This window comes from Shewanella sp. GJ50-10, from assembly GCF_055808815.1.
Genome location: NZ_JBVVSS010000001.1, coordinates 4645636 through 4658593 on the forward strand (window position 1 = coordinate 4645636; position 12958 = coordinate 4658593).

The following is a 12958-nucleotide window of genomic DNA, read 5'->3' on the forward strand; positions in this document are numbered from 1 at the left end:
CCACTATGGCAGTCATGAAATTTTTGTGTGACACAAAACGCTGCATCGAGTGTAACGGTTGCGTCACAGCTTGTAAGAACGAAAACGATTCCGCTCTAGAGTGGGGTATTCAACGTCGTCGCGTGGTTACTATCAATGATGGTGAACCAGGCGAAGCATCTATCTCAGTTGCATGTATGCACTGTACTGATGCACCTTGTATGGCCGTATGTCCGGCGGATTGTTTTTATCAAACCGACGACGGCATTGTATTGCATGATAAAGATACTTGTATCGGTTGTGGTTACTGTTTCTATGCTTGTCCTTTCGGTGCTCCACAGTTCCCGAAAAAGACTGCATTTGGTAGCCGAGGCAAAATGGATAAGTGTACTTTCTGTGCCGGTGGCCCAGAAGAGAACCATTCAGATGCCGAACGTCAGAAATACGGTGCAAACCGTATTGCTGAAGGTAAATTACCTATGTGTGCAGAGCTTTGTTCAACCAAAGCATTGTTAGCTGGTGATGCAGATATCGTATCGACTATTTACCGCGAGCGTATGGCAAAACGTGGTAACCCAGATGCTATCTGGGGCTATGACCCAAAAACGGGTGATATGGTTTAGGCAGTGCATAAGGTTACGGACTTAGTCCGTAACCAAGCAAGGAGTGACAATGTTAAACAAACAGTTAAACAAATCACTGCGTAGCTTGTTTGCACTGTTGGTTCTGGTGATGGGGTTAGGGTTTTCAACCACAACTTTAGCAGCAGATGAACAATCAAGTAAGCAGCAGGCAGCAAAGGATAATCCAGCTGAGTTATGGCGAGCGGTTAAGGGCGGTGAAACCGGCCGTACTACTGCTCAAGGTATTGAGCCGGGTGTGCTGATTAATGTTGGCGGTAATGAAGGTAGAATAATCAGAGATGACTATATTACTCCTGCGGTGGCATTAGCCCTAGTAGGTGTATTCGGTGCATTTTTAGTATTTTATTTTGTAAATGGCCCAGCAAAACTAAGCAAAGGCTTTTCAGGCAAAATGGTTGAGCGATGGTCTAAAGCAGATATTTGGCTGCATTGGATTATGGCGATTGCTTGTTTAGCTTTGATGCTGACAGGTCTGGTGATCATATTAGGTAAAATTGTAATACAACCTTATGTGAGCAGCAGTATTTGGGCTGGCATCATCGCCTTTAGTAAATTGGTACATGATTGGACTGGTCCATTATTCATCGTGTCTTGGTTACTGTGTATCGTTAAATGGATGCCACTTCAAACAATTAAGATGTACGATTTGAAATGGTTTCTAGTGGTTGGTGGTTACATCAACTTTGGTCCATTTAAAGGTAAGCATCCAGACAGTGGTTTTGCTAACGCTGGTGAGAAAATGTGGTTTTGGACACTTGTGTTGTTCGGTCTATTTATCAGCGTTTCAGGCATGATGCTTGTATTACCTGGTTTAGATTTACCACGTGAAGCATCAATGATGGCATTACTGGTTCATGGTGTTAGTGCGGCAATCTTAATTGCATTTACTATTGTGCATATTTGGATGGCAACAGCCTTAAGTGAAGGTGGTTTAGAGTCAATGATCTCTGGCTACTGTGATGAAAACTGGGCAGTTCAGCACCACAACCTTTGGTACGATGAAATCAAAGCCAATGGTACATTGAAATACCAAAAGTAAATTAACTAAAGCCTTTAACGCTTAAGCAGTAAAAAAACACCTCAACTGAGATTATCTCGTTGGGGTGTTTTTATTTTTAAGCTATTTTTTGTTGATATGTCGATAAGCTCTTCAATCATAGTTGTATGGTGAATATTCCCGATTAAGGTTTTTAATTTGTAAACAGCCAGCTATTTTCAATGACCATATTCATGGGCTAAAACTTCAAATAAATGTGACTCTATTTTAAAAAGTGACCTTCCTCTAAATTGTGCTCTCCCTTCGCTGTGATGGACACATCACTATTGTCGTTTTCGACTTTGCTGTTTGGACATTTAACCTCTTTCATTTTGCCTAATTTTAAATAACTACGTCATTCGATTGTTAATGGGATCAATAATGGCTACGCCCCATTTTTTGAGAGCTAGTTTTAATAGCTAAAAGTACTACCCTATCTGGTTTTAAGCACCAAAAGCTATAAGCAAATAAGAAGGATTATCACTACTCATTAAGTATGACAATAAGCAGTAACTTGATGAGATGTTAAGGTTTTTAACAAACGTTTCTCGGCTGATTTACGATTGGATATCGGTGTCAAAAGAGGTACTCATTTTAAAGTATGACCCAGTTAACGCTTTGCCGATTTTGTACCATTTTTTGGATTATGAACTGGGGTCAGATCAATTTATTTCAGCCTATCTCTCTATATATTAGCCCGGTAAATTTTTGAACATTATTCATTTAGAAGTGTTTTTACCTTTTTGGTCTACTTTTATTAACTCGTTGTTAACAACTGGTTTTTGGTAATCGAAAAGGCCTATTAGGGCATTAACCAAAGAGTTGATGTGATTTAAACCGGGAGTAAAGATGAAGAAGCAACAGCCTGATCTGAACCGCAGATCTTTGCTGAAAGCCATCACCGTAGGTAGCGCTGCTACTGCAGCAATCGCTGTATCAGGTGTGAGTGTGGCTCAAGCAACCGAGAGTAACGTTAGCAGCAAAGATGCTAAAGGTTACAAAGAAACTGCGCATATTCGTAGCTACTACGATAGCTTACGCGGATAATTCAGGAGAAATAAGCGATGAAGTTAACTCGCAAGTCTACCGCAGCTCCTAAAGCTGCAAGCAAGTCGCTCGGTATCAACCGTCGTCAATTTATGAAGAATGCAGGTATTGCTACTGGTGGTATCGCCGCTGCTTCATTAATGGGCACTGGCATGATGCGTAGAGCTGAAGCTCATGATGTACCACATGATGCGCCTACTGAAATCAAACGTACTGTATGTTCTGCATGTGCTGTTGGTTGTGGTTTATACGCAGAAGTACAAAATGGCGTTTGGACAGGTCAAGAGCCTGCTTTCGATCATCCATTTAATGCTGGTGGTCACTGTGCTAAAGGTGCAGCAATCCGTGAACATGGTCATGGTGAGAAGCGTCTTAAGTACCCAATGAAACTTGTTGATGGCAAGTGGAAGAAATTATCTTGGGAGCAGGCTTACAACGAAGTCGGTGACAAGATGCTAGATATCCGTGAAGAGTCAGGTCCTGATTCAGTTTACTTCATGGGTAGTGCCAAGTTCTCGAACGAAGGCTGTTACATGTACCGTAAGTTTGCGGCTATGTGGGGCACCAACAACGTCGATCACTCAGCACGTATTTGTCACTCTACCACGGTAGCCGGTGTTGCTAACACTTGGGGTTACGGTGCGCAAACTAACTCTTTCAACGATATTCAAAATGCAAATGCAATCTTCTTCATCGGTTCAAACCCGGCTGAAGCGCATCCAGTTGCAATGCAGCATATCTTATTAGCGAAAGAGAAAAACAACGCAAAAATTATCGTTGTTGACCCTCGTTTCTCACGTACTGCAGCGCACGCTGACCTACATTGTGGTCTACGTCCTGGTACTGATATCCCATTCATCTACGGTATGCTTTGGCACATCTTTGAAAATGGTTGGGAAGATAAAACGTTCATCGCAGAACGTGTTTTCGAAATGGACTCAATTCGCGCTGAAGCGAAAAAATTCCCACCGAAAGAAGTTGCTAACGTAACGGGTTGTACTGAAGAAGAAGTTTACCAAGCTGCTAAATTAATGGCTGATAACCGTCCTGGTACTGTTATTTGGTGTATGGGTGGTACTCAACATCACGTAGGTAATGCTAACACTCGTGCATACTGTTTACTTCAACTAGCCCTAGGTAACATGGGTGTTTCTGGCGGCGGAACTAACATTTTCCGTGGTCACGATAACGTTCAAGGCGCAACTGACTTAGGTCTACTGTTTGATAACCTTCCTGGTTACTACGGTCTGACTTCTGCTGCATGGGATCACTGGACAAACGTTTGGGATCTAGACAGAGAGTGGGTTAATGGTCGTTTCGACCATGGCACTTACTTAGGTCGTGAGCCAATGACGACTCCTGGTATGCCTTGTTCTCGCTGGCACGATGGTGTGTTAGAAGACAAGAGCAAGCTAGCTCAGAAAGATAACATCCGTATGGCATTCTTCTGGGGACAATCAGTTAACACTGGTGTTCGTCAAAATGACATTCGTGATGCACTAGACAAGATGGACACTGTAGTGGTTGTGGATCCTTTCCCAACTATGGCAGGTGTTATGCATCGTCGTCAAAACGGCGTGTACTTGCTACCAGCTTGTACTCAGTTCGAAACTGAAGGTTCTGTTTCTAACTCTGGTCGTTCACAGCAATGGCGTGAAAAGGTTGTTGAGCCTTTATTTGAATCAAAAACTGACCTTGAGATTATGTACCGTCTATCTCAAAAGCTTGGTTTTGCTGATGAGTACACTAAGCGTATCGAAAAAGATGCCAATGATGTGTTAGTGATTGAAGACATTACTCGCGAAATTAACCGCGGTATGTGGACGATTGGTATGACAGGCCAAAGCCCTGAGCGTATCAAACAACATACTCAAAACTGGGGCACGTTCAGCAACAAGACTCTTGAAGCTGCTGGCGGACCTGCTAAAGGCGAAACTTACGGTTTACCTTGGCCTTGTTGGGGTACTCCAGAGCACAAGCATCCTGGTACTCAAATTTTATATAACACACACAAACACGTTAAAGACGGTGGTGGTAACTTCCGTGCACGTTACGGTGTGGAATATAAAGGTGAAAACCTTCTTGCTGAAGGCAGCTTCTCTAAAGGCGCTGAAATCACTGACGGTTACCCAGAGTTCTCTGCTGCAATGCTTAAGCAATTAGGCTGGTGGGACGAACTAACAGCTGAAGAAAAAGCATCAGCTGAAGGTAAAAACTGGAAAACTGATATTTCTGGCGGTATCGTTCGCGTTGCAATCAAACATGGTTGTATCCCATTCGGTAATGCTAAAGCACGTTGTATCGTTTGGAACTTCCCAGATGTTGTACCTGTTCACCGTGAGCCGCTATACACGTCTCGTCGTGACCTTGTATCTAAGTACCCAACGCATGACGATATGCAAGTTCATCGTCTACCTACGTTGTACAAGACTATTCAAGACAATGACAACAGTGCTAAGTACCCACTAGTTATGACTTCTGGTCGTCTAGTTGAGTATGAAGGTGGTGGTGAAGAGTCTCGTTCTAACCCTTGGTTAGCAGAACTTCAACAACAAATGTTTGTTGAAATGAACCCTGCTGATGCAGCTGATCGCGGTCTTCGTGATGGTGACAATGTTTGGTTAGAAGGTGCTGAAGGCGGCCGTATTAAGATTAAAGCTATGGTGACTCCTCGCGTTAAGCCTGGTGTTACTTGGATGCCTTACCACTTCGCTGGTGTGATGAGTGGTGAAAGTCTTGAGCCTAACTATCCGGAAGGAACTGTTCCTTACGTTATCGGTGAGTCTTGTAATACTGCAATGACCTATGGTTATGACCCTGTAACACAAATGCAGGAAACCAAAGCGTCGCTTTGTCAAATTGAGAAAGCATAACTGCAGTCTAAGCTAGGAGAATTGCCAAATGGCTACAATGAAATTTTTATGTGATACCAAGCGCTGCATTGAATGTAATGGTTGTGTCACAGCTTGTAAAAACGAAAATGACTCTGCTCTTGAGTGGGGCATTCAACGTCGTCGCGTAGTAACTATCAATGATGGTATGAAAGGCGAAGCGTCAATCTCAGTTGCATGTATGCACTGTAGCGATGCACCTTGTATGGCGGTTTGTCCTGCAAACTGTTTCTACAAAACAGAAGACGGCATCGTACTTCACGACAAAGATACTTGTATCGGTTGTGGTTACTGTTTATATGCATGTCCTTTCGGTGCTCCACAGTTCCCTCAGTCAGGCGCTTTTGGCAGCCGTGGCAAGATGGACAAGTGTACTTTCTGTGCCGGTGGCCCTGAAGCTGATCACTCTCATGAAGAGCGTGAAAAGTACGGTGCTAACCGTCTTGCAGAAGGCAAACTTCCTATGTGTGCTGAACTTTGTTCAACCAAAGCATTACTTGCTGGTGATGCAGAAATCGTTTCTGCCATCTTCCGTGAGCGTGTTGCTTATCGCGGTTCTAACAAAGGTGTTTGGGGTTAACCTCCAAACTTGTTAGTCAGCTTAGCTATGATGCCTGAGATTACTCAGGCATCGAGTAGCATAGAGGATGTATTATGAACAAGTGGTTCAAACAAATTGGCGTTGTTATCGCACTGATGTTCAGTGTTATGACATTCGCTCACGCTAGTGGAAGTGGTGAAGAATCTCTTACCGTTCAAGATGGCAATGCACAGTTATGGGCACAGCTTAAAGACGGCGTAGAGGGACGTACCACATCGACAAGTGAGTTCCATGCACAACCAATTAATACCTACGATTTACGTGTATTTGATTTACGTAGTGACTGGCTTGCTCCTGCCTTAGCATTATCGCTATTTGGCATGATCATCATTTTCATACTGTTTATCAAAATTAACGGCATTTCAAAGTTACACGGTGGTTTCACCGGTAAAATGGTATATCGTTGGTCTAAATTTGACGTATCAATTCACTGGTTAGGTGCGATTCCTTGCTTGTTATTGATTCTGACTGGTTTGGTACTTTTAGCGGGTCGTTACTTCCTACAACCGTATATCGGTGAAGGAATGTGGGCCGGTATGGTAAATGCTTCTAAAGTTATCCATGACTATATGGCTATCCCATTCATGTTGGGTTGGGCGTTAATGGTAGTACTTTGGGCTAAAAACCAAATGCCAAAAATGTACGACATTAAATGGATGATGGTTGTTGGTGGTTACATTAACTTCGGTCCATTCAAAGGTAAGCACCCTGACGCTGGCTTTGCTAACGCAGGTGAAAAACTATGGTTCTGGGCATTTGCTCTATTCGGACTATTCATCTCAGTATCAGGAATGTTATTACTATTCCCGAACTTATTTGAACCTAGCCGTAACCTAAGCTTACTTGCTCTTGTTGTTCACTCAGTAAGTGCTATCGTTATCTGTGCTTTCTCTATCGTACATATCTTCATGGCAACAGCTATGTCTGAAGGTGGTATGGATTGTATGGTGTCAGGCTACTGTGATGAGCAGTGGGCTAAGCAGCATCACAACCTTTGGTATGATGAAATCAAAGAAAAAGGCGAGCTTAAATATAGAGACTAATTAGTCTTAACATTAAGTCGTAAACACCCTTGAAGGCAGTGCTTTTGAGGGTGTTTTTATATCTGGAATGTGAAACTCAAGCTGATAACATTAATCTTTGTTATATTTAACATGCGGATAGTGTACATTAGGTATTGATTGTTTAATGGGTGCTAATCTGTGATCTCCTTGGTAAAAATCAACTGTCATAGTTGTGATTAACCCTTAAGTTATAGATAGTTCACATAATGGTTACTCGTTTGAGAGTACTCTGCTCAATCGGCAATCAATTAGCGTTGCTACTGTGTACATATTTTTAGATAGGAAGTGCTATGTCATCAATAATTAAACCATCAGATAAAATTATCCAATCGCCTTATCAAGCGAATATTACCACCCCAGATTGGATGATTAGTGGGATGGAAAAAGTGATGCAGTTTTATGTCGATCGTAATTTACGATTAGATACTGTATCTGCTGAAATGATGCCAAAGCCGGTTGAAGGTAAAAAGTACATGCTTTATGCGCATGTGCCTTTTTGTCATACCTTGTGTTCATACTGTACTTTCCATCGTTTCCTATTTAAAGAAGAAAAAGCGCGCAGCTATTTTGTTTCTTTACGTAAAGAAATGGATATGGTCAAAAACCTAGGTTACGACTTCGAATCTATGTATATCGGTGGTGGAACGACTACGGTACTCGAAGACGAACTAGCACGCACAATTGAACATGCTAAAACCTTATTCCCAAACATTAAAGAAGTGTCGTGTGAATCAGATCCACAACACTTAGATAGCGATGGCTTTAAGCAATTAAAAGGCTTAGTGGATCGTATGTCTATCGGTGTTCAGAGTTTTAATGATGACATTTTAACTATGACAGACCGAATTGAAAAATTTGGTAATGGCCAGCAAACTTTTGACCGCATCATGGCGGCAAAAGAATTGTTCCCAATTATTAACGTTGATTTGATTTTCGGTTTCCGTGGTCAAACCGATGAAATCATTCAGCACGATTTAGACATGGCGTCTAAATTAGACCCTCGCCAAATTACCACATATCCGTTGATGATTACTCACCAAACACGTAAGAGTGTTAAAGGTAAACTTGCTGCGCCCCATGGTGATATGGCTCGTCAGTATCGTCAGATTTTGAATAGTTTAAATGGTCAATACACCCAGCTTTCAGGTTGGGCATTTGGTAAAGCAAATAACGAAGGATTCGATGAATACGTTATCGATTTCGATGAGTATTTAGGTGTTGGTTCTGGTTCATTCAGCTTCTTGGATGACACCTTGTACGTCAATACCTTCTCGCTTAAAAAATACCAACAACGTATTGAAAATGGCTTAATGGGTGTTGAGCAACAAAAGCAATATGGCAAAAAAGAAGTCATGCAATATCGCTTCTTGTTGGGCATGTTCTCTGGTCGTTTATCTCGTAAGTATTTCCGCGATACGTTCGGTGTAAATTTAGATACTGCGTTATTTAAAGAAATGGCATCAATGAAGTTAATGGGCGCCATTAAAAATGACCCGAATGACCCTGATAAAATTATTTGGACTGATAACGGTAAAATGATGGGCTTATTGATGATGAAAGAATTCTACTCAGGTATGGATAACGTGCGCGCACAACTGCGTAAGCCACTGACACCTGAAGATATGTAATTCTGACAGCAGTTGTTTCTAAATAGCTAGAATAAAGGCAGTGATAATCATCACTGCCTTTTTTGTTTTTTGCAGTATACTGACTTTGATATCGACCGAAGGTGCTATTCATTTTAGGCGTTTTTTAAGACCTTCAATTTGAGATTGAACGCTGAATATAGAGACTGCTATGGCCAACATTTTACTTCTTGCCAATATTAACTGTGACCGACTACTGCAACTTGATAAACCGCTACAAACAGGTGGACGCTTTCATTATCAAGATGGTGGCTTAAGGTTAGGCGGTGGCGGTGCTAATACTGGTATTGGCCTTGTGTGGGCAGGTCATTCGGTTTCATTAGTGAGCCAAGTGGGAAATGACAAAATTGGCAACTGGATTTTAGCTCAAGCAAGCACCCAAGGTTTAGATTGTCGCTTAGTAGAACGCTTTCAAGGTAATACCTGTGAAATGTTATTGGTGATGACACCTGATGGCGAACGCACGATTATCCGTCCAGAAAGACCCATTTTTGAGTTATCTTCCCCGCCAAAGTGGCAGCAATTTGATGCCTTATACACTAACTCTTCAGCAAAAGGTATTAGCCGTTGGACAGAGTCTGCACTGGATTCTTGCTTGGTCGTATCTCAATTAGCTAAAGATGAGCGAGTACGACCGTGCCATATTTTGATTGCCTCAATCACTGATATGGAAGGGCGTTGTAATGGTGATAAGTGGGGCTTTGCAGCAAGCATTGCTGGAGAGTCTTTACGCTACTTTGTTGTCACAGATGGCGAAAATGGTGCTATTGCTTACAGTGAACAAGATCAAGTTCATGTGCCTGCAGTCATCTCTGAAGTGGTTGATACCACAGGCGCTGGTGATGCTTATGCCGCAGGCTTGATTCATTACTTATGTGAGCAAAAAACCATAACTGAAGCGATGGAAGAAGGCGCAAGATGGGCAGCATTTGCTGTTGCAACGCCAAGCTCTGTGCCTGGTGATGGCTTAAAAACCTACCTCGAGAAATAACAAAACTAGTCATACCAACAAGTTCATTATTCCGTCATATAACTGTCTCTGTTCTGTCATGAACTGTATTTATAATCTCGCCGTAATTTGTTGAAAGACAGACCTTTTCCGCTAGAGGTATGTTCTAAACATCCTTCCTACTTCCTGGAAGTTAATCCTATTTATTTTGTTTGAATTTATGACCCTGTATCCCCCATTTACAGGGTCTTTTTTGTCTGAAAAAAACCAACCAAAACAACCTTGGTCTATAAATACTCAGCCTTGTAGGTAAAAGTCGATGCGTCTTTAATGCTTTTCAGTTAGTATTTACATTGGTTTAACATGTTCGCATATACCAGTTCTTATAGACGCCATCATCGTTTGTGGCTTTGAAGAGCTAAGATTTAGTAGGGGCGTTATGGGAAATAAAGTTTGGAACGATAAGAAGCGTTTTATTTGGATGCTATCTATATTGCTATTAGCCGCATTTATTGTCACCAGCGGCATCAGTTATCAAGTTGCTCATGAGTCATTAAGCGAACAAATTGAAGACAATACATTGCCACTGACCAGTGACAATATCTATTCCGAAATTCAACAAGACCTACTACGACCTATCTTTATATCCTCCTTAATGGCACAAGACACTTTTGTCAGAGACTGGACCATTAATGATGAACAAGAACCTGAAAAATTGGTTCGATACCTCAAAGAAATTCAACAAAAATACAATACTGTCACCAGTTTTTTTGTGTCAGAAGCTAGTCGAAATTATTACCATTCCACGGGTGTATTAAGAAAAATTGAAGACGTATCTATTGATGATGCTTGGTACTTTAGAGTGCGCTCATTACCAACGTCTGAAGACTATGAAATAAATATCGATACCGACACAGCCAATAAAAATCGCACGGTTATTTATGTGAACTATAAAGTGTATGACTTTGATGGAAACTTTATTGGTGTCACAGGTGTTGGCTTAGCGGTTGAAAGCGTTAAAAAGATGATTGAGCTTTATCAAACTCGCTATAACCGTAAAGTGTACTTTTCTGATAGGCAAGGCAACATTACTCTACGTAGTGAAGGATTTGATGGCGCTTCAACATTGCAGTCTACCCAAGGTTTAGAAAAATTAGCCACGCGCATTTTAACCAGTCCAAGTGCTTCCTTTTCTTATTTAAGGGATAACCGCACCATATACCTCAATAGCCGATTAGTGGAAGAGTTCCAGTGGTATTTGATGGTAGAACAAGATGAAGTGTTAGCGGAGAAAAAATTACTGACCACCTTTTGGCTGAACATTGGCCTGAGTTTGGTGGTGACCTTTGGAATATTACTTATTGCCAATATGACCCTTGGTAAATATCAACGAAAGCTTGAGGTGATGGCTTCTACCGATAAGTTAACGGGGGCGGCAAATAGACAAGCATTTGAAGAGTACTTTACCCGCTCGATATCCCATGCGGTGGTCGAGTCGACTCCCATGGCGGTTGTGATACTCGATATCGATCATTTCAAACAAGTGAATGATAAATATGGTCACAATATTGGCGATCTCGTTATTCAATCTGCTGCCAATGTGCTTAAGTCACATCTAAGCAGTGCCGACTTACTTTGTCGCTGGGGAGGCGAAGAGTTTTTGATATTATTGCCGAATACTAATGCCAGCCAAGCACATGAGTTAGCAGATAAAATACGCGAAGCCGTTGCGGTCAGAAACATAAAAGTTAATGGCAATGATATTAATATCACCATCAGCTGCGGTGTGGCAGAGTACCGTAAAACAGAAACACCTGAAGAGCTAATTAATCGTGCAGATATCGCCTTATATCAAGCTAAAGAGCAGGGACGAAATCAGGTAGTATTATCCTATTAATTAATTGTTTTATGGTTAAACGAAAACGTTAATACAAATTCAATAACGAGAGAGTAGTAATGGCAGGCCAAGTATTAGCAAAGAAGATTTCAGGTTTATTCCGCGGTGATAAAATTGATACCACAAAGGGTATTGAAACGGCCATGAATAGCAAGCTTGCAGTGCCAAGTCTTAAGGTCACTAAGTTTGGGGTTTATGGCGATACTCAAGCTGACCCTATTCATCACGGCGGTGAAGAGCGTGTATTACATCACTTTCCACGAGAACATTATGGTCAATATCGTCGCTGGGATTTAATGACTAACTTTAAAGATGTGCCGGCCATGGGCGAGAACATCAGTACGGTAGGTTTAGATGAGTCGCAGGTGAATATAGGCGATATTATTCAAATTGGTGAAGTGCTTTTGCAAGTGACACAACCGCGCTCGCCATGCTTTAAACTTAATCTACAATTTGGCCACCCTAAATTTGCATTAGCCATGCAAGAAAGTCGCATGTGTGGCTGGTTTTATAAAGTCTTGCGAGAAGGTGAGATCAAGGCAAGCGACAGTGTGGTATTGATTGAGAGAACATCAGACATCAGTATTGCGCAAGCCATGAAAATCTATTTTTTAGCTGAAATAGACCAAGAGCAGTATCAACAATTGATGCAATGTGAAGGCTTGGCTAAAAACTGGGTGGCGAGCATGCAAAACCGTATTGACACTCAGAAAATAGAGAATTGGCAATACCGATTATATGGCCCAGAAGGTGAGCCTGCTTAAGCATATTTGATAGATAAAATTAATAACGACAAGGAACAAAAATGAGTGAAGTGATTGAGAAAGAAGCCAGAGACATGGGGTTACTGGTTTATGCAGCGAGTTTTGCAGGTTATATCATTCCACTTGGCAGTATTATTGGCCCGCTTATCGTATGGCTAATGAAGCGTGATGAATTTGAGTTCGTTAATGAATGTGGCAAAAATTGCATTAATTTTAAATTGAGCCTACTAATATATGTGATTATCAGCAGCATTTTAGCGATTGTTGGCATCGGTTTTATACTGCTTATGGCATTAGCCCTAGCTGATATCATTTGCACTATTATCGCAATAATTAAAGCGGGCGAGGGTGTTGCTTATCGTTATCCGATGACGATTAACTTCATTAAATAAGGCTCTTCTATACATAGATATAAGTCATAAAAAAACGCACTGATAAGT

11 protein-coding genes are annotated in these 12958 nt (G+C 41.5%); all 11 read left to right on the forward strand.

What is annotated here, in order from left to right; translation table 11 throughout:
* Window positions 1–5 precede the first annotated feature (5 nt).
* The 11 genes from fdh3B (AC0L4E_RS19695) to AC0L4E_RS19745 all read left to right on the forward strand — a co-directional run bounded on the left by fdh3B (AC0L4E_RS19695) (window position 6) and on the right by AC0L4E_RS19745 (window position 12910).
* Window positions 6–602: a formate dehydrogenase FDH3 subunit beta gene (fdh3B, locus tag AC0L4E_RS19695; RefSeq protein WP_248985132.1), complete on the forward strand. Its 597-nt coding sequence runs from the start codon at window positions 6–8 to the stop codon at window positions 600–602.
* A 49-nt stretch (window positions 603–651) separates the two neighbouring features.
* Window positions 652–1662, forward strand: a complete 1011-nt coding sequence (locus AC0L4E_RS19700) for a formate dehydrogenase subunit gamma (RefSeq protein ID WP_473681298.1) — start codon at window positions 652–654, stop codon at window positions 1660–1662.
* Window positions 1663–2508: 846 nt separating this feature from the next.
* Window positions 2509–2706, forward strand: a complete 198-nt coding sequence (locus AC0L4E_RS19705) for a twin-arginine translocation signal domain-containing protein (protein WP_473681300.1) — start codon at window positions 2509–2511, stop codon at window positions 2704–2706.
* Between the two features lie 17 nt (window positions 2707–2723).
* The gene (locus tag AC0L4E_RS19710; protein WP_473681302.1) at window positions 2724–5579 is read left to right on the forward strand and encodes a formate dehydrogenase subunit alpha; all 2856 of its coding nucleotides are present in this window, start codon (window positions 2724–2726) and stop codon (window positions 5577–5579) included.
* A gap of 28 nt (window positions 5580–5607) precedes the next feature.
* Window positions 5608–6177, forward strand: a complete 570-nt coding sequence (fdh3B, locus tag AC0L4E_RS19715) for a formate dehydrogenase FDH3 subunit beta (protein ID WP_065110515.1) — start codon at window positions 5608–5610, stop codon at window positions 6175–6177.
* A 74-nt stretch (window positions 6178–6251) separates the two neighbouring features.
* Entirely contained in the window at window positions 6252–7241 is a 990-nt protein-coding gene (locus AC0L4E_RS19720) for a formate dehydrogenase subunit gamma (RefSeq protein ID WP_473681305.1), read from the forward strand.
* A gap of 311 nt (window positions 7242–7552) precedes the next feature.
* A complete protein-coding gene (locus AC0L4E_RS19725) occupies window positions 7553–8890 on the forward strand; it encodes a coproporphyrinogen III oxidase family protein (RefSeq protein ID WP_473681307.1) in 1338 nt (445 codons plus the stop codon).
* Window positions 8891–9059: 169 nt separating this feature from the next.
* Window positions 9060–9899, forward strand: coding sequence for a PfkB family carbohydrate kinase (locus AC0L4E_RS19730; protein WP_473681309.1), 840 nt, complete (start codon window positions 9060–9062; stop codon window positions 9897–9899).
* Window positions 9900–10296: 397 nt separating this feature from the next.
* On the forward strand, window positions 10297–11754 hold the full coding sequence (locus AC0L4E_RS19735; RefSeq protein ID WP_473681311.1) for a sensor domain-containing diguanylate cyclase: 1458 nt from the start codon (window positions 10297–10299) through the stop codon (window positions 11752–11754).
* A gap of 59 nt (window positions 11755–11813) precedes the next feature.
* Window positions 11814–12518 carry an MOSC domain-containing protein gene (locus AC0L4E_RS19740; RefSeq protein WP_473681313.1) on the forward strand — a complete coding sequence of 235 codons (705 nt, stop codon included), beginning with the start codon at window positions 11814–11816 and terminating at the stop codon, window positions 12516–12518.
* Between the two features lie 41 nt (window positions 12519–12559).
* Complete coding sequence (locus AC0L4E_RS19745; RefSeq protein WP_473681314.1) at window positions 12560–12910, forward strand: DUF4870 domain-containing protein; 351 nt, start codon at window positions 12560–12562, stop codon at window positions 12908–12910.
* Window positions 12911–12958: the final 48 nt, after the last annotated feature.

Coding starts and splice junctions, on each gene's coding strand:
- AC0L4E_RS19735 (WP_473681311.1), top strand. CDS start 10,297: ATGGGAAATAAAGTTTGGAACGATAAGAAGCGTTTTATTTGGATGCTA.
- AC0L4E_RS19705 (WP_473681300.1), top strand. CDS start 2,509: ATGAAGAAGCAACAGCCTGATCTGAACCGCAGATCTTTGCTGAAAGCC.
- AC0L4E_RS19725 (WP_473681307.1), top strand. CDS start 7,553: ATGTCATCAATAATTAAACCATCAGATAAAATTATCCAATCGCCTTAT.
- AC0L4E_RS19745 (WP_473681314.1), top strand. CDS start 12,560: ATGAGTGAAGTGATTGAGAAAGAAGCCAGAGACATGGGGTTACTGGTT.
- AC0L4E_RS19710 (WP_473681302.1), top strand. CDS start 2,724: ATGAAGTTAACTCGCAAGTCTACCGCAGCTCCTAAAGCTGCAAGCAAG.
- AC0L4E_RS19720 (WP_473681305.1), top strand. CDS start 6,252: ATGAACAAGTGGTTCAAACAAATTGGCGTTGTTATCGCACTGATGTTC.
- AC0L4E_RS19700 (WP_473681298.1), top strand. CDS start 652: ATGTTAAACAAACAGTTAAACAAATCACTGCGTAGCTTGTTTGCACTG.
- AC0L4E_RS19740 (WP_473681313.1), top strand. CDS start 11,814: ATGGCAGGCCAAGTATTAGCAAAGAAGATTTCAGGTTTATTCCGCGGT.
- fdh3B (WP_248985132.1), top strand. CDS start 6: ATGGCAGTCATGAAATTTTTGTGTGACACAAAACGCTGCATCGAGTGT.
- AC0L4E_RS19730 (WP_473681309.1), top strand. CDS start 9,060: ATGGCCAACATTTTACTTCTTGCCAATATTAACTGTGACCGACTACTG.
- fdh3B (WP_065110515.1), top strand. CDS start 5,608: ATGGCTACAATGAAATTTTTATGTGATACCAAGCGCTGCATTGAATGT.